General features: G+C 62.5%; 28 protein-coding genes and 1 pseudogene. 20 read left to right on the top strand and 9 right to left on the bottom strand.

Annotated features, from left to right (window positions below):
* Both istA and ABIA90_RS42360 read right to left on the bottom strand, forming a co-directional pair.
* Positions 1-1027 (bottom strand): IS21 family transposase (gene istA, locus ABIA90_RS42365; RefSeq protein WP_354121731.1); only part of this gene is annotated, 1027 nt, incomplete at its 3' end.
* A 112-nt stretch (positions 1028-1139) separates the two neighbouring features.
* Positions 1140-1364: pseudogene (locus ABIA90_RS42360) on the bottom strand (transposase); the annotation flags it as partial.
* Between ABIA90_RS42360 and ABIA90_RS42355 the strand changes: the two are divergent.
* From ABIA90_RS42355 to ABIA90_RS42325, 7 genes are all read left to right on the top strand, one after another.
* The gene (locus ABIA90_RS42355) at positions 1311-1598 is read left to right on the top strand and encodes a hypothetical protein (protein WP_247342839.1); all 288 of its coding nucleotides are present in this window, start codon (positions 1311-1313) and stop codon (positions 1596-1598) included. The pseudogene ABIA90_RS42360 and the gene ABIA90_RS42355 sit on opposite strands and share 54 nt — an antisense overlap.
* A gap of 394 nt (positions 1599-1992) precedes the next feature.
* The gene (locus tag ABIA90_RS42350; RefSeq protein WP_247342843.1) at positions 1993-2580 is read left to right on the top strand and encodes a hypothetical protein; all 588 of its coding nucleotides are present in this window, start codon (positions 1993-1995) and stop codon (positions 2578-2580) included.
* 294 nt (positions 2581-2874) lie between these two features.
* Positions 2875-3801: an ArdC family protein gene (locus tag ABIA90_RS42345; RefSeq protein WP_354121730.1), complete on the top strand. Its 927-nt coding sequence runs from the start codon at positions 2875-2877 to the stop codon at positions 3799-3801.
* 675 nt (positions 3802-4476) lie between these two features.
* The gene (locus ABIA90_RS42340) at positions 4477-4788 is read left to right on the top strand and encodes a DUF736 domain-containing protein (protein WP_247316004.1); all 312 of its coding nucleotides are present in this window, start codon (positions 4477-4479) and stop codon (positions 4786-4788) included.
* Positions 4789-4918: 130 nt separating this feature from the next.
* Positions 4919-5227 carry a type II toxin-antitoxin system RelB/DinJ family antitoxin gene (locus ABIA90_RS42335; RefSeq protein ID WP_247316005.1) on the top strand — a complete coding sequence of 103 codons (309 nt, stop codon included), beginning with the start codon at positions 4919-4921 and terminating at the stop codon, positions 5225-5227.
* Positions 5224-5520: a type II toxin-antitoxin system RelE/ParE family toxin gene (locus ABIA90_RS42330; protein WP_247316006.1), complete on the top strand. Its 297-nt coding sequence runs from the start codon at positions 5224-5226 to the stop codon at positions 5518-5520. Before ABIA90_RS42335 ends, ABIA90_RS42330 begins: the two co-directional genes overlap by 4 nt.
* A gap of 552 nt (positions 5521-6072) precedes the next feature.
* Positions 6073-6384, top strand: coding sequence for a DUF736 domain-containing protein (locus ABIA90_RS42325; RefSeq protein WP_354121729.1), 312 nt, complete (start codon positions 6073-6075; stop codon positions 6382-6384).
* A 407-nt stretch (positions 6385-6791) separates the two neighbouring features.
* On the opposite strand, the gene ABIA90_RS42320 is transcribed toward ABIA90_RS42325, so the two are convergent.
* Both ABIA90_RS42320 and ABIA90_RS42315 read right to left on the bottom strand, forming a co-directional pair.
* Positions 6792-7295, bottom strand: a complete 504-nt coding sequence (locus tag ABIA90_RS42320; RefSeq protein WP_247316008.1) for a type II toxin-antitoxin system YhaV family toxin — start codon at positions 7293-7295, stop codon at positions 6792-6794.
* A complete protein-coding gene (locus ABIA90_RS42315) occupies positions 7292-7633 on the bottom strand; it encodes a type II toxin-antitoxin system PrlF family antitoxin (RefSeq protein WP_247316009.1) in 342 nt (113 codons plus the stop codon). The genes ABIA90_RS42320 and ABIA90_RS42315 overlap by 4 nt, the downstream gene beginning before the upstream one ends.
* A 157-nt stretch (positions 7634-7790) precedes the next feature.
* Between ABIA90_RS42315 and ABIA90_RS42310 the strand changes: the two genes are divergently transcribed.
* A complete protein-coding gene (locus ABIA90_RS42310) occupies positions 7791-7976 on the top strand; it encodes a DNA -binding domain-containing protein (RefSeq protein ID WP_247316081.1) in 186 nt (61 codons plus the stop codon).
* 9 nt (positions 7977-7985) lie between these two features.
* Here ABIA90_RS42310 and ABIA90_RS42305 read toward each other — a convergent pair whose 3' ends face one another.
* Positions 7986-9185, bottom strand: a complete 1200-nt coding sequence (locus tag ABIA90_RS42305) for an RHE_PE00001 family protein (protein ID WP_247316010.1) — start codon at positions 9183-9185, stop codon at positions 7986-7988.
* A 212-nt stretch (positions 9186-9397) separates the two neighbouring features.
* Between ABIA90_RS42305 and ABIA90_RS42300 the strand changes: the two genes are divergently transcribed.
* Together ABIA90_RS42300 and ABIA90_RS42295 are read left to right on the top strand one after the other, a co-directional pair.
* The gene (locus ABIA90_RS42300) at positions 9398-9631 is read left to right on the top strand and encodes a DUF433 domain-containing protein (RefSeq protein WP_247316012.1); all 234 of its coding nucleotides are present in this window, start codon (positions 9398-9400) and stop codon (positions 9629-9631) included.
* Positions 9631-9999, top strand: coding sequence for a DUF5615 family PIN-like protein (locus ABIA90_RS42295; protein WP_256468597.1), 369 nt, complete (start codon positions 9631-9633; stop codon positions 9997-9999). Before ABIA90_RS42300 ends, ABIA90_RS42295 begins: the two co-directional genes overlap by 1 nt.
* 286 nt (positions 10000-10285) lie before the next feature.
* On the opposite strand, the gene ABIA90_RS42290 is transcribed toward ABIA90_RS42295, so the two are convergent.
* Entirely contained in the window at positions 10286-10489 is a 204-nt protein-coding gene (locus tag ABIA90_RS42290; protein ID WP_247316016.1) for a transcription factor, read from the bottom strand.
* A 140-nt stretch (positions 10490-10629) separates the two neighbouring features.
* On the opposite strand from ABIA90_RS42290, the gene ABIA90_RS42285 reads away from it, so the two are divergent.
* The 5 genes from ABIA90_RS42285 to ABIA90_RS42265 all read left to right on the top strand — a co-directional run bounded on the left by ABIA90_RS42285 (position 10630) and on the right by ABIA90_RS42265 (position 16290).
* Positions 10630-11718 carry a hypothetical protein gene (locus ABIA90_RS42285; protein ID WP_354121728.1) on the top strand — a complete coding sequence of 363 codons (1089 nt, stop codon included), beginning with the start codon at positions 10630-10632 and terminating at the stop codon, positions 11716-11718.
* Positions 11719-12051: 333 nt separating this feature from the next.
* Positions 12052-13254: a plasmid partitioning protein RepA gene (gene repA, locus ABIA90_RS42280; RefSeq protein WP_247315821.1), complete on the top strand. Its 1203-nt coding sequence runs from the start codon at positions 12052-12054 to the stop codon at positions 13252-13254.
* Positions 13239-14270 (top strand): plasmid partitioning protein RepB, encoded by a 1032-nt coding sequence (gene repB / locus ABIA90_RS42275; protein ID WP_354121727.1) that lies wholly within the window; start codon positions 13239-13241, stop codon positions 14268-14270. Before repA ends, repB begins: the two co-directional genes overlap by 16 nt.
* 263 nt (positions 14271-14533) lie before the next feature.
* A complete protein-coding gene (gene repC, locus ABIA90_RS42270) occupies positions 14534-15766 on the top strand; it encodes a plasmid replication protein RepC (RefSeq protein WP_354121726.1) in 1233 nt (410 codons plus the stop codon).
* A gap of 104 nt (positions 15767-15870) precedes the next feature.
* Positions 15871-16290: a hypothetical protein gene (locus tag ABIA90_RS42265; protein ID WP_247316018.1), complete on the top strand. Its 420-nt coding sequence runs from the start codon at positions 15871-15873 to the stop codon at positions 16288-16290.
* Positions 16291-16429: 139 nt separating this feature from the next.
* Here ABIA90_RS42265 and ABIA90_RS42260 read toward each other — a convergent pair whose 3' ends face one another.
* The gene (locus ABIA90_RS42260) at positions 16430-16630 is read right to left on the bottom strand and encodes a hypothetical protein (RefSeq protein WP_354116457.1); all 201 of its coding nucleotides are present in this window, start codon (positions 16628-16630) and stop codon (positions 16430-16432) included.
* Between the two features lie 138 nt (positions 16631-16768).
* Between ABIA90_RS42260 and ABIA90_RS42255 the strand changes: the two genes are divergently transcribed.
* The 3 genes from ABIA90_RS42255 to ABIA90_RS42245 all read left to right on the top strand — a co-directional run bounded on the left by ABIA90_RS42255 (position 16769) and on the right by ABIA90_RS42245 (position 18181).
* Positions 16769-16951, top strand: coding sequence for a hypothetical protein (locus ABIA90_RS42255; RefSeq protein WP_354121725.1), 183 nt, complete (start codon positions 16769-16771; stop codon positions 16949-16951).
* 711 nt (positions 16952-17662) lie between these two features.
* A complete protein-coding gene (locus ABIA90_RS42250) occupies positions 17663-17974 on the top strand; it encodes a DUF736 domain-containing protein (RefSeq protein WP_354121724.1) in 312 nt (103 codons plus the stop codon).
* Positions 17975-18037: 63 nt separating this feature from the next.
* Positions 18038-18181: a hypothetical protein gene (locus tag ABIA90_RS42245; RefSeq protein ID WP_354121723.1), complete on the top strand. Its 144-nt coding sequence runs from the start codon at positions 18038-18040 to the stop codon at positions 18179-18181.
* Positions 18182-18199: 18 nt separating this feature from the next.
* Here the strand turns inward: ABIA90_RS42245 and ABIA90_RS42240 are convergent, their stop codons facing one another.
* The gene (locus ABIA90_RS42240; protein ID WP_354121722.1) at positions 18200-18499 is read right to left on the bottom strand and encodes an HU family DNA-binding protein; all 300 of its coding nucleotides are present in this window, start codon (positions 18497-18499) and stop codon (positions 18200-18202) included.
* Between the two features lie 104 nt (positions 18500-18603).
* Positions 18604-18864, bottom strand: coding sequence for a WGR domain-containing protein (locus tag ABIA90_RS42235; RefSeq protein ID WP_354121721.1), 261 nt, complete (start codon positions 18862-18864; stop codon positions 18604-18606).
* Positions 18865-19461: 597 nt separating this feature from the next.
* On the opposite strand from ABIA90_RS42235, the gene ABIA90_RS42230 reads away from it, so the two are divergent.
* Together ABIA90_RS42230 and ABIA90_RS42225 are read left to right on the top strand one after the other, a co-directional pair.
* A complete protein-coding gene (locus ABIA90_RS42230) occupies positions 19462-20223 on the top strand; it encodes a ParA family protein (RefSeq protein WP_354121720.1) in 762 nt (253 codons plus the stop codon).
* Positions 20213-21190 (top strand): ParB/RepB/Spo0J family partition protein, encoded by a 978-nt coding sequence (locus ABIA90_RS42225; RefSeq protein ID WP_354116462.1) that lies wholly within the window; start codon positions 20213-20215, stop codon positions 21188-21190. The genes ABIA90_RS42230 and ABIA90_RS42225 overlap by 11 nt, the downstream gene beginning before the upstream one ends.
* Positions 21191-21303 lie beyond the last annotated feature (113 nt).

The raw sequence follows: 21303 nt of genomic DNA, 5'->3' as shown, positions 1-21303 counted from the left end.
GTCGTCCGACTGCGCTGGCTGCGACCGAGTACTTGTTGTTGTCGAAGCGCACCAGGCAGGTCTTCGAGACTGATGCCGTCACCGCATGGAAGCCGTCAAAGCGGCCGGCATAGGGAACGAGTTTGGGGCGTTCGGCTTCGAACACGTCCCAGATCGTCTGATCGGCCAGCTCCGGATGGCGATGAGCCTTGGCGTAGGCGATGCACTTGTCGAGCAGCCAGGCGTTTAACTCGTCGAGGTTTTTGAACCGCAGCCGTGGCGTGAAGAAGCGTTCCCTGACCAGCCCGACCTGGTTCTCGACCTGCCCCTTCTCCCAGCCCGACGCTGGCGTACAGGCGACCGGATCGACCAGATAGTGGCTGCACATCTGCAGGAAGCGGCGATTGTAGAGACGGCCTTTACCGACGAAGATCGTCTCTACGGCGGTCTTCATGTTGTCGTAGATGCCGCGGGTGCAGGTGCCTTTGAACAGGGCGAACGCCCGGTCGTGGGCGTCGAACACCATCTCCTGCGTCTCCCGCGGATAGGCCCGCACGAACAGCATGCGGCTGTGACAGAGCCGGACATGAGCAGCCTTCACCATCACCGTGGTGCCGCTCAGCAGGACGACCTCGTGGCTCCAGTCGAACTGGTACGCTTCGCCTGGTGCAAAGCTCAGCGGGACATAAGCGGCTGCGGTCGATTGCCCGCGTTCCTTGCTCCACCGCCGTGCGTATCGACGAACCGCATCATAGCCGCCGGCATAACCCTGGCCGCGAAGCTCTTCGAATAGCCGGATCAGCGTCAGCCGTTCCCGTGCTGCCTTGCTCTCATTCCCTGCCAGCAACCGGTCAAGCTCGGCACTCCAGGCACCGATCTTCGGGAGCGGCTGCGTCTCGCGCTCATACCGGAACTCCGTCGCTTGAGAACGAATGACCTTGCGAACCACCTTCCGCGATACGCCAAGTTCTCGGCAGATCGCCTTGATCGGACGACCATCAACAAAGTAGGCGCGACGGATCTTACCAATCGTCTCCACCACCAGCATCCCAACCTCGGCTTCCATGACTCGATGGAAGCCACTGTGGACCCTTATCTCGGGGTCCCGATTGGATGCCGATCACCCCGAAAACGGGGTCCTTATTCCATGCCGAAACACACTCCATCAGAAGCCGCTCCGAGCGGATTGAATAAAACGCCTGCAATAGCATCGACCGCAGCAGCTTCTCCGGCGGGATCGACGGCCGCCCAATCGGCGAATAGAGCGCGGCAAACTCGCGCTCCAGCGCCGAAAGCGCCTCGTTCACAATCGTCCGGATCGTTCGCAGCGGATGGAAGCCGCGCAAGCCGAGACGCAGCGCCGTCTCGGCCTCATCGAGCGCCAGATCGCGTCACGGGCCGAACGGCTGACGATCACCGACCGGACGAAGCGAAGGCAGCGCGGCCGTAACGCATCGAGCTGGACGAATGCGGATGAGCGGCTGTTTCAGCAGCATGTCGCGGAGCTCGCCTTGGCTCGTCGCGGCGAGATCGACGCTCTCACGCGCAAGCTCGATCGGCAGGAGACGGCGATCGCCCAGTTTCGGACGCGTCATCGCGTTTCCGCTGCGTGGCGGTGAGAGGCGAAGGGCCCACCAATTGGAGCGCGAGCGGCGCGCGCGCAAACACTTCATGTCTAGGCGGAGAGTTTCAGCGGGTTTGGTCCAACCTCTCACGGTTTCGGCGCGCCGCTGACCCTTGCCCGTCACTCCCTCGGTTTGTGCTGCGGTCTGAACCGGCCGCGATCCGCTTCAAGGGCAAGTCGCGAGGCGATCGGCGGCCGCCGTCTCGCGATGGGGGCCGCGTTCTTCGCAGGCCTGAAGGCCCGCTCGCCCGCAACCCACCCATGCTCGCCTTGGCAGCCACCGCCCCCTGAAGCGGCTCGCTGAAGCCGGTTCTGGTCGACCGCACCCGAGGGGGCGACGGACAAGGGCCCGATCGCTTCCCAAGGCGAAACCGAGAAAGGATCTCATGATGACCAAGACCGCCCGCTCTCCCCGCTCCTCGGCCCGTGTCATCCCGCTCCGCCGCGGCACGACCCTCGAAATGGTCCGCCTCGTCTGCCCCGACTCCGCACAGACACTGCGCATCTCCGAGAGCTTCGGCCTTGCGGTCCTCGACAGCGACGGCATCCGCGACTTGCACAAGCGGCTCGTCATCGAGACCGCCGACGCACTCAGGGATGGCCTGAGTGAACGCGCCATGCAGATCCACCTGCAACGGATCGTCGGTGCTTATGTCGGGTCGGCCCACGGCGCCGGCCAGTTCTACACCCGGGCAGTCACCGAAGCGCGAGATGCGACCGCCAAGCTCGCCAACGACAGCCGCGATGAGGACCTCGATGGTCCGGTCGGCTTCGATAGCCAGGCACAGCGCAAGCGTGAATTCGCCGCCGACATGGGCGCGCAGGCTCACGCGCTTCGCATGGCCGCCGAAGGCGCCGTCGCCGCCTACGAACAGGTCGTCGGCGAGACCTGGAAGCCTTTCGAGCGTCCCATCGACAACACGGCCGACACCGTCGGCCGGAAAGCGGCCAAGGCGCAGATATCGGCGTTCGACTGACCGCCGGCGCGGGGCCTCGGCCCCGCGCCTCTTCCACAGTAGCCACGTGACGGGCCGGTCGTCGAGACCGGCCTTTTTCATGTCGCTGCTTTAACAAAGGGAATCGCCGCTCGTGCTGCTCGCCATCCTCGGCCCCTCCCCGTGCGTGGTCCTGCGCCGGACCCGATGTCCGCGCAACGGCTTCGCCGTCCTTCGCTCTGCTTCGGCCCTTCGGGTGCGCGGACTTTGGGCCCGGCGGTGGCGGACCCCGTGAGGGGCCGTGATGGCGCGGCCTCCCGAACGGAGGTTATTATAATGAGCAGGAACGGAGAAAAGTCGCGAAGCGACCTGTACACCCGCATCACGGACCGCATTATCGCCGAGCTCGAACGCGGCGTGCGCCCCTGGGTTCAACCCTGGACCGCCACGAATATGGCGGGCCGCATCACCCGACCGCTGCGACACAACGGCCAGCCCTATACGGGCATCAACGTCTTGCTGCTTTGGTCAGAAGCCATCGCGCGCGGCTTCTGCTCGCCGATCTGGATGACGTTCAAGCAGGCTAGTGAACTTGGTGCGCATGTCCGTAAGGGTGAGACCGGCAGCACTGTGGTGTATGCGAGCCGCTTCACCAAGACGGAGACCGACGCTCACGGCGACGAAATCGAACGGGATATCCCCTTCCTCAAAGCTTATACCGTCTTCTGCGTCGATCAAATCGATGGCTTGCCCGCGCATTACTACGGTCGTCCGCCCGCCGTCGCATCAACGATCGAGCGCAACGCGCACGCCGACGCTTTTTTTGCCAACACCGGGGCGATCGTTCGGCACGGCGGCTCGATGGCGTTTTACGCGCCTTCGTCCGATCATATTCAGATGCCGCCGATCGAAAGTTTTCGCGACACGGGTTCCTATGTCGCCGTCAGAGCCCATGAGACCGTGCATTGGACCGCTCCCGCTCACCGCGTTAATCGCGATCTCAGCCGTTACGGCAAGGATCGGAGCGAACGCGCGCGCGAAGAGCTGATAGCCGAACTCGGGAGCTGCTTCCTCTGCGCGGATCTCGGGATCGTTCCCGAACTTGAACCGCGGCCGGATCATGCAAGCTACGTCAAGTCGTGGTTGGAGGTCTTGTCTAATGAGAAGCGCTTTATCTTCTCGGCTGCTGCGCAAGCGCAACGCGCCGCCGCCTATTTGCACGACCTGCAGCCGAAGGCAGCAGACGTCGAGGAAGCGGCATGATGAGCGCACAGCGTGATTGGGGCCGGCGCTTGCCGGCCCTTACTTATCCGGCGATCAGCGCCGAGACTGCTGCCCCTTGCTTGGCCGCTCGACGGCCAGCGCCCTCTGTTTCTCGTGCTGGATACCGCGACCTGACGGCGATCTTGCTTGCCTTCCTTCGAGGGTACGACTTCTGGCTTTGCACGGGTCGTCGCTTTGCCGCGCAAATCACGCTCGTGGTCTGCGGGTTTACTTTGCGGGCCGTGTGACTCTTGAGGGCCGAGCAGCGCGCCCGCCTTCCCGGTTCGTACCTCAACGCGCAAGCCTGGCGGTTTGCCAGATGTGTGCGATGAGCCGTGATCGGGTTCTTTCCTCGGTCAAGGTATTGATGATCGCAATTCGTGTTCCTCAGCCGTTTCTTCTGGCACGCCCACGTCGTCCTCGATTTGGCATGTCTGACCGTAGGGCGTCGTCGCTTAAGCGCCGCCTCGCTCTTCCCCCCGCAACAGCCGGTTACGACTTTCTTCCCCTGGACTGCTGCGCGTCCATTCCTCGCGCAAAACAAGAAAGTCGCGCCCTGGCTGCCCTCTACTGCGTGCCGGCCCCTTCGGGGTGCGGGTCGACCGCCTCCGGTCTGTCGCCAGCCATCGAGGCCGCGAGGGGCGCGGCCCGGGAAACTGAAAAAAGGACACCACAATGGCGACCATCGGCACCTTCACCTCGACCGGCAAGGGCTTCACCGGCACGGTTCGCACCCTCGCCCTCAATGCCAAGGCCAAGCTGGTTCGGGTCGAGAACCCCTCCGACAAGGGACCCCACTTCCGCATCTTCGCCGGTAACGTCGAGCTGGGCGCGGCCTGGCAGAAGACCGCCAAGGACACCGAACGCGATTACCTCTCGGTCAAGTTGGACGATCCGAGTTTCCCGGCTCCGATCTACGCCACCCTGATCGAGGTGGAAGGCCAGGACGGCCTCCAGCTCATCTGGTCCCGCCCCAGCCGGGACTGAGGGCCCGCGACAGCGGCCCCGCCAAAAGGCGGGGCCGTTTTGCCGTTGTGCTCCCCGGTCACGGGGCTGTGACGCCTCTGGCGCATGTCATTCAAATGCATTACATTAGCCGCGAACAAAGGAGGTCGCTATGGCTTCGAATGCCCTTGTCCAAACCCGAATCGATGCGGACGTAAAGGAAAAGGCCACCGCGGTTCTGGAAAACATGGGTCTCACAGTATCCGACGCTGTGCGGATCCTGCTGACACGCACGGCCAACGAAGGGATGCTTCCGCTGGAGCTCGTGAGCAACAGCCAAGCTTACGATAGCTGGTTTCGCGAGAAGGTGCGCCAGGCGCTGGCGGATACCCGGCCCAATCTCGATAATTCCGAGGTCGAAGCGCATTTCGCGCAACGCCGTGCCGCAGCGCTTCGAAAAGCGGCGGAGCATGAACGGTGAAACTCGTCTGGTCGCGCTTCGCGTTGTCCGATCGCGACGGCTTTTTTAGCTACATCGAAGCCGAGAATCCCCGTGCGGCGGTTCATGTTGATGAACAGATTGCCGATGCCGCGCGGCGCCTGCTCGACTTTCCCGACAGTGGTCGGCCCGGGCGTGTCGCTGGCACGCGCGAGTTGGTCATCCCGCGCACGCCTTATGTCGCGGCCTACCTGGTCGACGGTGAAACCGTTCGCATCTTGCGCGTGCTTCATGGCGCGCAGATGTGGCCCGACGAACTTACCAATGACGATTGAGGCCGGCTCCGTACAGTATCCTGCGACCGGAGCTGGATCCCTTTTTGCGGCTATTCTTGTCAATGCTCCGGGTTCGGCTGGAAGAGGTGGCCGGAGAGTTTGTCGGATGCCTTTGGTGTCCGTACTCGGGCTCCCAAATGCTGCTGTTGATCAAGCGCGGTGTTAACTCAGGCTCGCCACGGACTTTCAGCGCCGGCCTTAGGGCACTGTTGGTCTGGAATACATGATCAGTTGCAACGTCGCGGGGAGCGTTGTCCGCCATCGCGTCCCACGGCCGTTTCTTCTGGCACACCCACGTCGTCCTCGATTGGCATGTCTGACCGAAGGGCGTCGTCGCTGCGCGCCGCCTCGCTCTTACCCCCGCAACAGCCGGTTACGACTTTCTTCCCCTGGCCGCTGCGCGTCCATTCCTCGCGCAAAACAAGAAAGTCGCGCCCTGGCTGCCCTCTACTGCGTGCCGGCCCCTTCGGGGTGCGGGTCGACCGCCTCCGGTCTGTCGCCAGCCATCGAGGCCGCGATGGGCGCGGCCCGGGAAACTGAAAGGACACCACAATGGCGACGATCGGCACCTTCACCTCGACCGGCAACGGCTTCACCGGCACGCGTCGCACCCTCGCCCTCAACGCCAAAGCCAAGCTGGTTCGGGTCGAGACCCCCTCCGACAAGGGACCGCACTTCCGCATCTTCGCCGGTAACGTCGAGCTGGGTGCGGCCTGGCAGAAGACCGCCAAGGACACCGAGCGCGATTACCTCTCGGTCAAGCTGGACGATCCGAGCTTCCCCGCTCCAATCTACGCCACCCTGATCGAGGTGGAAGGCCAGGACGGTCACCAGCTCATCTGGTCCCGCCCGAACCGGGATTGAGGGCCCGCGGCAACGGCCTCGCCGAAAGGCGGGGCCGCTTCTGCATTGACACCAGCAGATGTGCGCACGCTCAGGGCGCCGGCGCGGGTATGGAGCCTGTTTAGCTTATCCCTGTGAATCGCCGCCTTGCTACGGGGATATGAACCGACCAGTTTGAACTGGAGGCCAAAGTCGTAGTTGGACTACGATAACTAACATTAATCTAAGCGAGGAGAGTGACCTTTATTGATCCGCACCAGGGCACGATTACAAAACGTCCCACGCGCAATACGTCGCTGTCTGGTCGCCCTGCGCAGGCCGGGCTCCGCGACGAGATCCTGCGTCGCGCCGGGGTGGCGAGTTGCTCCGCTACCATCCGCCGAGACGCCCGAACCCCACCGAACGCTCGGTTGCTGGCCGAGCGAGAGCTATGTCTTAGGAGCGGCGCGAGCCAGCCGTTGCTTCGCCGAATCTGCGCTCGCCGCCGCGAGCAGGTTGGTCCAGCTGTCGGGCGGATTGCCGCGATTGAGCATCCTGCGAAACACCGCGTAGGCGTCGTCTGCGCTCTCATAAGCGCGCAACGTCGTGTCGTCATTGACCCAAGCCAACACTATCACCTTCGCGTCCGCGGACTGCTGGTAGCGAAAGAACAGCCGGAACTGCTGCAGGAATTTTGCCCGGAACCAATGCTTGTACGCGTCGCCGAGCGTGCCGCCCTGGCGGTAGGTGTCGCGCGTCGGGTCGCTCGGAATGTCTTCGAACGCGACCTTGAGAACGGCCGCGAGCAGTTTTGTAGCGCGCTTCTTCTTGTATCCTTGCGGGTCTTTCTTCCGCGCTTTTTCGACGGCGCCGATCATCGCCTCAAGCTGGTCGAGAAACAGCGGGTGCGCGTAGATCGTCCAGCCGTTGATTTCGAGCGTCTTGTCGCTCACGCCTCGTCATCCGCAAGCGGCGCGTCGAGATCGACTTTAACGCCCTTGACCAGGTCCTTGCCGCGGGACACGAGTGAGCGCGGCACCGGCCGAATCCGCGACGGCTCTTTCGCCATGTCGCGCGCGAGAAATGAGAGAAACTTGCCGATCACCGGATCGCCATCCTCGACCTGAGCCACCTTCTTCGCGATCACGACGGTGCCATCCGCAAGCCCGCGAAACACCACCTGATCGCGCTTGCCGAGCGCGAGCATTTTCCGGATTGCCGCGGGCACGGTCGTCTGGCCACGCTCAGTGATGGTGGCGGGGATTTCGAGAATTTCAGCCGTTTTCGCCATGGCCGGCTCCGGGGTTGCACACTCTTCGATGTAATGCATTTGCATTGTATGTCAAGCCGCCAGCGGGCGTGATCGAGATACAGCAAGAGCCACGGTGCGCGATGCACCGACCGCCTCCGTTCTGACCGGCTACGACGAAGAGCACCTGGTCACCTAACTGCGCCTGCTCGACGCCGAAGCCGACGGCGCCGACTGGAAAGAGGTTGCGCGGATCGTGCTGCACCTTGATTCGGCCCAAGAGCCTGATCGTGCCCGCCGCGCCTGGAGATCCCATCTCGCCCGCGCCCACTGGATGACGGAGCACGGCTATCGGCATCTGCTTCGTGGCGGGGCACCGCACTAACTCGGCGTCCTACAGGATGCCCCAGGCCCGATAGCGTCCACGCCCGGTCGCCTCGCGCAGGCCGAGCTCGGCAACGAGGTTTTGGGCCGCACGGGGCGTGATCCCGAGCTCTTCGGCGATCATGCCCGCCGAGACGATCGGCCGGGTCAGCACGTAATCGAGGAGCGCCGGCAGCTTTGAAGTGGCGCGCCGGCCGGCGAGTTTGCGGGCGAGCAGGTTTCTGGTCATCAGCCAGCGGTCGTGGTCCTTGCGGCCGGCCTCGGCGGCGGCCGTCATCGCCTCGAGCTGCACGGCAAGCCGCGCTGCGGCGTCGCGCGGCCGCCGGCGCTCACGCGAGATGCCCTTCAGCCCGGCATGCAGGCACGGCAGATGCCAGCGCGTCTTGCCGCGGGCCCGCAACACGCTAGCTGCGAGCAGGCGGCCGAGCCAAGGCGTGTGCTCGAGCGGTTGGATCGCGTTCCAGGCATCCGCGGCGATCGCCGCCGCCAGGGTCGGCGGCAGCGTGCGGGTCTCGTCAACGACGGCGCGCCAGTCGTCGAGGCGGCCGTCCTCGTCCCAGTCGGGATCGTAGACGAGGGAATCCCGCTCCGGCCGCGACCGGGCCTCGTCGGCGAGCCTGCGCTCCGCCCTGGCGTTCGCGGCGTCGACCGCGGCGAAGGCGGCGGCCAGGTGGGGATCGGTGTTGATGGCGCCAAGCGGTCCTTCGAAACCCGCCTCCTCCCGCTCCGCGTCCTCGTCAACCTCAAAACTTCCCTCATCTTCCTCCCGGTTGCCCGTCCCCTCCTCTCGCTCGCTCCGTCCGCGGAGGCCAGCGAGCCCGGCAACGGACAGCACCCAATCGGGCTTCGCCTCGGCGATGCGCCGACGGGCGCGCAGCACGGCATGAGCCCGGGTCAGCTCGTGGGTCGGGGCGCGGACGTCCATGCCGGCGTCGTGGAGGACGAGGTCGTCGAGGTGGACAAGTTCGCCGTCGAGCCACAGACTGGCGCAGGCATCAGTGAAGTGCATCCGGCTGATCGCGCCGTCGCGTATTGGGCTTTTGGCCAGCCGCTCGTCGAAGCGGGCGAGCGCATCCTCGGCGACGGCGAGCGGCCCGGCGAGCTGGGCCCAAGGTAGCGGTTCGGGGATTTTGTAGCTGGGCAGCAAGGTCTTGATAACCTTAACAGGAAGCGGCGCAACGGAAGCTAACATGGCTTTGGCTTCCGTCATAGCGAGGCCTGTTCCCGGCCAGCTCTCCTAATCGAAACCACCGCTTATCGATGGTGTTGGGAAATCGCGTTTCCAGGCCCCTGAGGTCGACCAAAGGTCGTCCCTCCTCCTCTGTTGCGGGGGAGCCTGTTCTTCCCGGATGCTCTGTCATCTCGAGTGCCCGCTTGGCGCCAACTATGATAGGCTGGCGTTGCGATGTCGAGGTGAAACGCATGAACGAGTTTAGGCGAATTACGCAAGATCCTGCCGTGATGGGCGGGAAACCCTGCATACGTGGCCAGCGCGTTACCGTCGGCATGATCGTCGGCCAGATCGGCGCCGGCCGCAGCATCGATGCGCTGCTTGCCGACTATCCCTATCTCGCGCGCGAGGACGTGCTTGAGGCCTTGCGCTACGCCGCCTGGCGGGCCGAGGAGCGCGAGGTCGATCTGCAGCACGCATCCTGATGCGATTCCTGATTGACATGAACCTGTCGCCGAGCTGGGTTCCTTTCCTTCAGAACGCGGGGTTCGAAGCGGTGCATTGGTCGGCGGTGGGTGCGGTGGACGCGTCTGATCGCACGCTGATGCAATGGGCGGCCGGGCACGATCATGTAGTGGTGACCAACGACCTCGATTTTTCGACGATCCTTGCCGCGACGCAGCGCCGCAAGCCGAGCGTCATCCAGATTCGGGCCGATTTGCTGACGCCAGTGGCGATCGGCAGCGCCGTGCTCCGTGCAATCGCACAAACCGAGCGCGAGCTCGCCGAAGGCGCCTTGATCTCCATCGATCTCGACCGGGCGCGGGTGCGTATCCTCCCGCTCGGGTCGTAAATTTCATGACAGGGGCGGAAATCAACCCGCAGAATCGGCGATTCTGGCGCCAAGGCACCTGCAAATCCCGTCCGCCCAGGCCCCGGATGGATGAGAGACGACCACGTCAGCCCAGCCCCCTCCCCTTCCGCCGTTTTTTCGGTTGGCGCCGGTCGTCTGCGCGGACGCGATCGAGGTCAGGCGTCGTCGAATAGACCGTCACGAAGTACCTTATCGGCCCCCCCCCCCCGCGCATTGCTGCGGGCACGCAGCTTCCGGCCAAAGTCGACACCAACATCAAGCAGAGTCACCCCGGTATCGTCGAGTTCGGCGTTGCTTCCTCGTACAGGCTGTCGCGGAACGCCTTGTCGGCAGGTTTGCCGTTTTGCGGATTGGCCTTTGTCCTCAAATCGCGACAAAACTGGACGCCTAGGTCGACCAGGGACGGCCTGCCCTGCTCGCGCTCATGGGCCAGCGCGTCGGTTTCCGGCTTCTTGATATGGAAGGCCATGAGGCGCTCCTCCAGCGCGTATCGTGTATCCTTATACAACATTCCGGATGCATCTCGTGAAGGCCGAGGATTCTCGCCAAATCTGATGGAGAAGTTCATAAGAAGTCGGCGGAGGCCTAAATTATTATGGTTAACGTTCTATGAGCGCCACCCCTCTTCGCATTCCCGATGCGGCCTCAATCGAGGCCGTTCTGGCAGGGCTAGATCCCGCCTCGGCCGACGCGGATCTCATGCCCGCACTCGCCGCGGCCTTTCCGAGTTTCGATTTCAGCCTAGCCCACGTCGACGATGATTACTGGCGCGACACCCGATCGGTCATTCGACCCGACTGCACCCGAGTCGGGGAGCTGCGGCAGTGGATGACGGCCGAACTCGTCAAAGATTGCGGGGATATCAAGGCGCTCTGGACGCGCCTGAGAGACACTGATCTGCAGATCACCGAGTGGCGCGGGACCCGCGCCTTCGTCTTCGCCCCGACCGGATCCGGGGCCGCCGATTATATCCAGATCGCACTTGGACGAGAAATCGAGTGGCGCGCTGGTCCGATCGTTAATCCGGACTATCGACCTTGGGGCGAAGAGGATCTGCTCGATCCCAGTTGGCCCAGCCAGTCCCTGCCCGAGACGGAGCGGCTCGCCGGTCCAGTCTACCGCCTGCTCGACCGCGCCGGCGGCGCATTCGTCCATATCCGCAGTTTCCTCGATCGCTGCAGTCGTGTCGAGCGCGAGAAGCGGGAGGCCAAGCGGCCCGAGATCGAGCGGCGCGTGATCCGTGAAGTCGGGCCTCAGGGAACGCGCGAAACGCCATTCCTCGATGCGGTTCCCGACTGGTTCGAGTACGTGCCGCGCGAGGTGCGCTTCATTCAAGACTGGGAGGGATCGAGCGCCCGCGCCCATCGCGTCTTTGAGCATTGGGCGCTCGATGTTCGAGATTATAGCCACAGGGGCGAGCGCGAAGTCGGTTTCATCCCCCGGCCGCTGAAGCCCCCGAAGGAGCGGCTGCTCATGTCATCGGATGTTTCGGTGCATCTCCTGATGGATCGGATTGAGGCCTTGGACAGTGAGGTCGGCCTGTCCTTCGGCTGGTTCTTCCTGATGACCCACGGCCATTGGGTTGATTCCGACATCGGCATGGCGATTGCGCAAGGCCTGAAGGCGCAGCGCATTCGCCTGCCCGATCCCGACGCTCGCGTGCTGCTGCGCTGGGCGGATCGAAGCTACGGCTTTTGATGGCGCCGTCCATGGACGATCTTAGGTAGACTTCATGAAGGCCGATTCGGCCCAATTCAAGAAAGTTGACCGCGGTCAACTTTGGCCGGTCTCGCGCGCGAGTTGGCCAGAGCAAACGGATGAGGGGGCGGGCACGTCGAATCTCCCAAGTTGACCGCGGTCAACTTTTCCATTCGCATGTGGCAACCTGAAGTGACCGGTTAAGGATTCGTTTACCCTTTAATTGTTGCGCGACCGCTCAGAATCGGGCGTAGTAGCCACGCTTTGCGCATGCCCTGCATCCGAAATTCGTAACTACGCGAGAAAGCCGTGGCCCTGAACGACCAACAAGCGATGGCGTCAATCCCATCTGCCGCACCCCAGGCGATCCACGATACGATCGCGGCAGACGCGCGGGAACTATCCGCGAAACTTCACGCCCACCGAACGAAGCTGTTCCCGCCAAAAGCACGCAAGCATCTTCGCCGGTTCACATCTGGCGAAGTCGCTAAACTCGTCGGTATCAATGACGGTTACCTCCGCCAATTGTCGCTGGAGGGTAGGGGCCCTCAGCCGGACACCAGTCCATCGGGTCGAAGATCGTACACATTCGAGGACATCCAAAGCCTTCGTGCTTATCTCGACGAATCCGGCAAGGGCGTGCGCCGATACCGACCGCATCGCGTCGCGGGCGAACAGTTGCAAGTCATTGGCGTCGTTAATTTTAAGGGAGGATCGGGTAAGACCACCACCGCCGCGCATCTCGCTCAACATCTCACACTGCAGGGCTATCGAGTGCTCGCAATCGATCTCGATCCGCAGGCCTCGCTCTCCGCGCTGCACGGCTATCAGCCAGAGTTTGACGTCGAAGAGAACGGAACTCTCTACGGCGCCATCCGCTATGACGACGCGCGTCGCGAGCTGAATGAGATCATTCGGCAGACTTACTTTTTGGGGCTCGACATTGTTCCCGGCAATATCGAACTGATGGAATTCGAACATGAAACCCCGAAAGCTTTAGCTGCGCGCCAGTCGGGTGACCCGCTTTTCTTCGCCCGCGTTGCGCGTGCCCTCGCCACGGTCCAGGACCGTTACGACGTCGTCGTGATCGATTGTCCGCCTCAACTTGGATTTCTCACGCTCTCCGCGCTCTGTGCAGCAACCGCAATTCTGATTCCGGTGCATCCGCAAATGCTCGATGTCATGTCGATGTGCCAATTCCTAATCATGACATCCGACCTCCTTGCCGTCGTCGCCAAGGCGGGCGGCAACATGAATTACGATTGGATGCGCTATCTCGTCACGCGCTATGAGCCCGGCGATGGACCGCAGGCCCAAATGGTCGGCTTCATGCGCTCGCTGTTTGGCGACCGCATGGTCACCAATATGATGCTGAAAAGTACGGCGATCTCGGACGCCGGCATCACGAAGCAAACGCTCTATGAGGTCAGCCGCGATCAGTTCACACGCGCTACCTACGACCGCGCGATGGAATCGCTGGATAGCGTCAACGGCGAAATCCAAAGCCTTATCCAGGCTGCATGGGGGAGGGCCTAATGGGTCGAAAAAACCTGCTTGCTGAGCTGATGGACGACAAGTTGACCGCGGTCAACGAACAGCCGTCAGGTGAGCCTAGCGACAATTGGAGACCATCCCAACCAACACACGGGTCGCGCGGGGCAGTCGGTGCCATGAGCCGTTCGCTCGAGATGTTGTCCGCGGAGCGCGATGCCGCCAAGGCCTTGACCGAACGACTCACCGCCGGTCAAACCGTCGTTGAAATCGCCCCAGATTTGATTGATGCCTCGATAGTTCCGGATCGCATGACGAGCGTCGACGAGAAGCACTCCGCTCTCGTCGAATCGATACGCGCCAATGGGCAACTGGTTCCGATCCTCCTTCGCCCGCATCCGACCAGCCCAGGTCGGTTTCAGATTGCCTACGGCCATCGTCGCGTCCGTGCGCTCGCCGAACTTGGCCGCCCCGCGCGGGCCGTGGTTCGTGACCTCAGCGACGAAGACCTGGTGGTAGCACAAGGCAAGGAGAATGGTGAGCGGGAGGATCTCTCCTTCATTGAGCGGGCAACATATGCCACCGCTCTCGAGGATCGTGGATTCAAACGTGAGATCATCATGGCGGCGCTCAGCGTCGACAAGACGGAGCTCTCCCGCCTCATCACTGTCGCGCGGACCCTTCCACGGAGCCTAGTCGATGCGATCGGGCCAGCGCCGAAGACCGGCCGCCGGCGCTGGATGGAGCTCGCAGAGCGGATTGTAGGTCGCCACGATCAAAAGGCATTGGCTGACAGCATTGCTAGCGATCGTTTTGTGCGCGCCACTTCCGATGAACGGTTCGCGATAGCGTTCGCCGCGCTCGCGCCCCGCAAGCCAAAAGCTCCACGGCCGACAACTTGGGCCGATGACGACGGCAAGAAGATTGTGAAGATTGAACGTCGCGAAGGTCGCGTCACGCTAGCGCTCGACGAAAAGGCCGCGCCTGCGTTTGGAGACTTTGTGATTTCGCGGTTGCCGGAACTCTACCGATCTTTTCGCGAGGGGCGCACCGATGAATGACATCACGCGTGTCGCCGCTTTGGATATGGCGCCGACCGGACCTCTCATGGTCGGGCAGCGCGATGCGTACCCGCGTTTCCGTCCTCTAACCGTAGGAGCATAGCGGAAAAGAAAAAAGGCCCCCGGAACGTCTCCGTCCGAAAGCCTTCTCTCGTCACGTTTGGCGACTGACAGAGAATCACTTTCGCGAATCGCAGTCAAGCGTCTTTAGCAACGGCGCCGTTTCGGCGAGCAGATTTTCTTTGCCCGCATGAGGCAAAGACATGCAATCACACTCCCCAACGACGCCCTTTGGGCGGCGATCGCTGACGCTTGCCCATGTGACAAGCCAGATGGTCGCAACGGAGCGTCCTCCCGAAAAGATCGTACACAAATGGAAGATCTTCCACGCCATCTGCACGGCGCGGCCGCGCCTTGGGGTATCGGAGCGTTCGCTCTCGGTCCTAAACGCGCTGCTGACCTTCCATCCCGAAACCGCCCTGACGGGGGAGGATGATCTGATCGTCTTCCCCTCGAACCATCAACTCACTCGGCGAGCGCACGGCATGCCGGCATCGACGCTGCGGCGTCATCTCGCAGTGCTGGTTGACGCGGGCCTGATCGTTCGGCGCGACAGTCCGAATGGCAAGCGCTATGCGCGGAAGGACAATGCCGGCGAAATCGAGCTCGCCTTCGGCTTCGATCTGTCGCCGCTGGTCGTGCGCTCGGAGGAGTTCGAGAGCCTGGCGGCCGATATCGAAGCCGAGGCCCGCGCGCTCAAACTCGTACGAGAGCGCATCACGCTCTGCCGGCGCGACATCGCGAAGATGATTGCAACTGGCATCGAGGAAGCCGTTCCGACGCGAAGGGGAGGGCAGGGGCCTGCCGATTGGCAGGTCGTGCATGCTGCCTTCCGCGCGATCGTCGACCAGATTCCGCGTACGGCTACGCGCCAGGAGCTCGAGCCGATAGCCGACGAGTTGTCGCAGCTCGCCGACGACGTACTCAATCTTCTGGAAGAGCACATCAAATCCAAGAATCCGAGCGCCAATGAGTCCCATTCTGAGCGCCACATACAGAGTTCAAAACCAGAGGCCCCTATTGATCTTGAACCTGTCCTTCAAGAAGGCAGGGCGGCGGGAGCTGAGCCCAAACCTCAACCCTCGCGAGTCGGGGAGGGGGCGTATCCGTTAGGAATGGTCCTGAGTGCGTGTCCTGACATCGTCGATTATGCGAAGGGTGGGGTTTCGAACTGGCGCGATTTCCTGGCCACAGCAGCCGTCGTACGATCAATGCTGGGGATCAGTCCGAGCGCCTGGGAGGAGGCTCAAAAGGTCATGGGCGAGGTGCCCGCCGCCATTGTCGTCGCGTGTATCCTGCAGCGCGGGACGGCGATCAATTCCGCCGGCGGTTATCTGCGCGGCCTGACGCGAAAAGCCGAGGTCGGCGAATTTTCGCTTGGCCCGATCCTGATGGCGCAGATCAATTCTCGCCGGCGAGACAAGCAGCGGGCGTAAGGCGATGAGGCGCCGTTCCCAGGTTGCCTTTTTCGTGTGATCAAATTACCCGCGCTAATCCGGCTGCTGCGCCGGGTCGACGCAAAGCGTTCGGAGAGATCGTCATGGCAAAACACCCTCCAATCATCCTCACGCCGTTCTTCCAGCCTCGGGATGAAGGCGCCGCGGAGCCGCGGATGTACGTGGCGGGGTTCGCGGACGAGGCGGGCGAGGCCTGGGGGACGCTGATTCCGTTGGATGCGGAGATGGTCGAGCACGCTGTTCTGGGACTTCAGACATTCACAGTCTGGTGCAACTCCGACGGTCGCATCCAACCGCAGCCGAGCAGCGCCAGTCTGTTTGAAGAGCTCTTGGAGAAAGGCCAATTGGAGGAGACGCCTCTCGATGAGCTCGTCGCCGAAGCCATCGAGCAGGGCAAGAATGAACCCAATGATGACATCCTCGATATGTTCGAGACTCTGCATGAACGGCTGGTGCGGGCGGAGGGCATGGTCGCTGACGAGATCGCGCGGCGCAGGCGATGACCCTTCGCGGCGCGCGTGCGCGGCTCAGTGCTGTAGGGCCAGCTTGTACTAACGCGAGCACCGCGACCGCGCGCGGCCGACACCCGGACCGGTCGATGAAAACATAGAAAACCGACGACCGGGCCGCGCTGGGATTATCTCAAGCTTCGCCGGAGCCGGAAAACAGCGCCGTCGGTGGCGTCGCGCGCGGCGGCGGGAGGGGCCGACCGCCCGGGGCTCCCGGTCTGCTCTTGAGATCGTATCGCTGGGCTAGGTCGAGTAGCCGCCGCTTCGTGAACGGGTCCGCGTTCTCCGCCAGATCGCGCGCCCGCTGCGCGAAGCCCCTGTAAAATTCTTCCACGACGCCACCCTCGCAACATCACTGAAAATCGGATTTCAGCGTGAGACGCGCTCCGCGTCAAGCGGTCTGGTAATTTTCGTCGATCTACTTGTGCTCGCGGCGCACGCGGAACTAAGCTGGTCTCGGCAGGCAAAAACCATGACTCCGCTCTACCTCAGCCGGAAGCTGTGCCCGAAGTGCGGCAAGCCGATGACGGCCGTGCCAGACGACGTCGCGCCCGGCCGGCCGCGCTACCTCTGCCCGGTCTGCGAGGACGATCCGCTGCGCGATCCCGCCGCCCGGAAGTGGGCGGAAAGCCCGCTGCGAGCGCCGGCCAAGTAACGTTCGAGTTAAAATCGAGCCGGGCAGCCGGATTGCTGCAGAGGCCGATTGTGCTCACAGCCCTCTCCAACGCTGTTGCGTTGCAACCCGAACGCCCAGCTTCGTTCCATCTAGCGTGCCGGCGAAATCGTCCCGGACTCGCAGGCCGGCATGTCCAGCGACGCCAGCATCTGTTTCACGCCGCGCAGGGCGTGCCGGGCGCACGGATGCGGGGGCGGGGTCGCATCCAGATGGCGAGTATGTCGCCAGCCTCGTTATCGATGTTGCGACGAGTTCGAAGGTGCGCCGACGTTGCTGACAGCGACGGTTTCCATTGCGGGTGGTGACGTGGCGCTTAGGTGGCCTGCTTAAGGTGAACTACGTTTCGCTGCGACGCTCGTTGCCTTGAGATGCGAATGGCCGAACCGACTAGGGCCGCCTGTCTTCATTCCATGTGTTTTCGCGATGGGCGCACCCATCAGCGTCCTCGATAGGGGCTGGTCTGACCGAAGGGCGATCCCGCTTGGCGGGCTCTCGATCTTGTCCCTGCAACGACCGTCCTCGACTTTCTTCCCCTGGCGCTGCGCACCATTCCTCGCGCTCCAAGAAAGTCGCCGCCGGCCGCCCTCCATTTCATTTCGGCCCTTTGGGTGCAGGTCGATCGCCTCCGGTCTCACGACCGCCATCGAGGTCGCGATAGGGGCGGCCCGAGAAAACCAAGGATATGAGACAATGGCTACCATCGGCACCTTCACCTCCACGGGCAATGGCTTCTCCGGCGCCATCAAGACGCTCAACCTCAACGTCAAGGCCAAGCTGATCCGCGTCGACAACCCTTTCGACAAGGGCCCGCACTTCCGCATCTACTCCGGCAGCGTCGAGCTGGGCGCCGCTTGGCAGAAGACCGCCAAGGACACCGAGCGCGACTACCTCTCCGTCAAGCTGGACGATCCGAGCTTCCCGGCTCCGATCTACGCCACCCTGATCGAGGTCGAAGGTGCGGAAGGCCTCCAACTGATCTGGTCCCGGCCGAACCGGGACTGAGGCTCCAGAAAGTCGGCTCCGCCGCAAGGCGGGGCCGGCTTTCCTTCTACCGGAGATGCGATCATGACTGTCGACACCATTGAAGAATTGCGCGCCGAGCTGCGCGAATGCGTGTTCACGCCAGCGGAGCGCAAGGCGCTCGAGGCCGAACTGGCCGAACTCATCCGTCAACGCGACGAAGCGCTCGCAGCCGAGGAGGGGGCATAAGCCCCCTCGTTCCGCGTCTTACGATGCTCCGTCGTTAGGGATCGTTCCTCCGTTGAGACCGTCCTTGATGGCTTTGGCGGGCGTAAAAGTCAGCTTCCTGGAAGCTGCGATCGCAATCGTTGCGCCGGTCGACGGATTGCGGCCCTCACGAGCGGGGCTATCCTTGAACTTGCCGAACCCGGGAAGGCTCGTCTCGGCTCCGCTCACGGCCGCATCAGCGATCGCCTTGAACACGTTATCGACGATGGTTTTTGCCTGAACCTTTGTCAGGTCGTTCTCGGCTGCGATCTTTTCGGCGATCTCATTGGCAGTTGTCATGGGACGAGCTTCCGTCTTGTTTCGATTTTGCTCGTCTGACATCAAGGCCGTGGAACAGATAGAGCCGGCATCAAAGGAGGTGTAATCCCCTAAAAATTGTCAGGCTATGACATTTTCCCGTCCGCGGCAGCGTAGCCGCGCCTCCGCTTTACGCGCTCCAGGCGTGCGAATGCTTCGATCGCCTCCGCACGACCATCGAAGGTCTGCACCATGGTCTTGCCACTCGTACCGATCCGGCCCCAATTGCGGATCAGCGAAATTTCTCCGAACAAGGTGGGCTGCGTGGACAGCGCATAAAACCGCCGCATATTGCGCGCGGCATCGATGCGGCGCAGATGAAGCGGTTCTGGTTCGGGTTTCGGCACGGACAGATTCTCGCTTCCGAGGGAAACGGCGTCCAATGAGTTTTATGAATCGACCGGGCAGATCGATTCATTTTATCGATAGGTCCATTTCGCCGGAAATGCTGCGACCCGTCCTATTGCCGAATAGAATCTCTCCTCGACGTAGACTTCGCGATCGGGACGCGCGTCGCAATGCTTAGCTTGCAATTGCGCCAGTCCTGATCACAACAGCCGCCCGCAAGAGATCGGCTCTTAAATTCAAAGGTTCCTGCGGCTCTTAGAGCCTTGCCTGCTTGGGCGAGCCCCTTTCGGGGACGGCTCTACTCGCGCCGCCGCGGCGACGCTCCCGGAGCCCACAAGCGGCCTTCGCGTGACGATCCTCTCGCGAGCGTGTCGCAGAGCGCCGAGCAACGAGTACGATTCCCGTCTCGCTTCGTCAGAAATTCCCTCGATGGCTATCGGCTGACCTGCCACTTCTGGCAGGGGATTCGCCGGATGAATTCCGGGATCGTTCCCACGTTCGGATTCGCGATCGCTGTTGGTTCAAACCAACATCCCCAACGACATGATGGACGAGGATATGACCCCAGCGCCGTTAGACCTTTTTCGGACCTTAAGATGAAGACCATTGTCATCAACAATCAAAAGGGCGGGGTCGGCAAGACGACGCTTGCTGTGCATTTGGCCTGGTTCATGGCGGAAGCGAATCTCCGCGTTCTGGTGATCGACGTTGATGCGCAGAGCAATGCGTCGGATACGTTGAGGCACTACGCTGGTTCAACGTTAGCCGCGGATCTGTTCAAGCCGGGGATACGGGTCGTGCCTCGGGAAGACGAGTCCCTAACGCTCGCGCCGGCCGATAGCTCGCTGACCGATCTGGATCGCAGCAATGCGGCCGCCATAACGACTCTGCAAGAGAACCTCGCTGTCGCGTCGGGTCAGTTCGATGCCTGCGTCATCGACACGCCGCCATCACTTGGGCTGCGCAGTGTCGGCTGCTTGGTTGCGGCGTCGCATGTGCTCGCCCCCATCTATCTAGAGGACTATTCGATCAAGGGCGTCAAAGGTCTGATGCAGACCGTGATTGGCGTGCAGAGACGCTATGGCCGCCAGGATACGAAGTTCCTCGGGTTGCTGCCTTCTAACTTCAACACGAAATCGCCCCGTCAAAGGACGCATCTTGAGCAACTCTTGCGCGAGGCGGGCAAATATGTGTTCCCGGGCCAGATCGTTGCAAGGGACGGCTACGCTGAGGCCGTTGCGGAACGCCTGCCGGTCTGGAAGCTGAAGCGCCGCTCCGCGCAGGAGGCGGGTCGGGAAATCCGCGAGGTTCTCGCCAAGATCGTCGCGCAGATGGACGAGCCGGCACATGGCGCTTGATCTCAGCTTTAAGCAGCTCATCGACGCCGCGGAAGATGGTGCTGCAATCGGGCAACCGATTTGCATCCCCATCGACCGTATTGACGAAGATCCGGACCAGCCCCGTCGCAGCTTCGACGAACAGAAGCTCGAGGAGCTTGCGGAATCGGTCCTTCAGCATGGTGTGCTGCAACCGATCGTCCTGAGGCAAGCGATCGAGGAAGGCCGATACATGATCGTCATGGGTGCGAGGCGGTATCGTGCTGCGAAGCGCGCCGGGCTCCGTGACATCCCGGCCTTCATTCATGCCGTTGGGTCTGCGGATCGTTATGCTCAGATGATCGAGAATATCCAGCGCGATGACCTCAATGCTCCCGAAATTGCGGCATTCATCGCGGACCGCTTGGGGCAGGGTGACAACCAAGCTGACATCTCGCGCAAGCTCGGTAAGCCCAGGGACTGGGTGTCTCGTTACGCGTCGGTCCAGAGCATGCCGGAGTTCCTCCGGTCGAAGCTTGCCGGCTCATCAATCCGTGCTGTGTATGAACTCTACCAGGCTTGGCGTGAGCAGCCCAACGCCATCGAGACTTTATGCGAAGCACAGGAGAGCTTCACTGACGCCCACGCTCGTCAGCTGGCCCGCAAAATTCGCAGCGAAGCCGGCGGCGCCCCTGCTGATGGCGAAGGACCCCCTGGAGCTCAACCCGCACGAACCTCGATAGCGCCGCAAGTGGCATTGCGACGCAGAGAGACAGACCGTGTGACAGCGATCGCGAAAAAGCCCCCTAACTATTCGGTCGATCGGTACCAGCGAAAGAGTCCATCACTGACGATCAGAGTGCGTCACCAAGGTCGCACTGGCTGTCTTCTGGTCAATCGACTCGCGTCTCAAGGCTCACGGCACGCAGTACTGCTGGTTGATGGCGCAGAAGAGGCGGAAGAGGTTCTAGCATCGACCATCACAATCGAAGAGATCCTTGTCGCATGAAGCTGGTCTTAGACAGCCCCCTCAGAAACGCTGCTCCAGTTGGTGCGCCGGCGGAGCGGATTTCCCATCCGAAGGATGGCGCGTCAGCGCAGCAGCCGGAGGCCGAACGCGCC

The sequence above is a fragment of the Bradyrhizobium sp. LA6.8 genome (assembly GCF_040547935.1).
In the GTDB taxonomy this organism is placed as follows: domain Bacteria; phylum Pseudomonadota; class Alphaproteobacteria; order Rhizobiales; family Xanthobacteraceae; genus Bradyrhizobium; species Bradyrhizobium barranii.
Note: the sequence above shows the minus strand (reverse complement) of the source record. Positions and strands in the feature narration are given on the sequence as shown.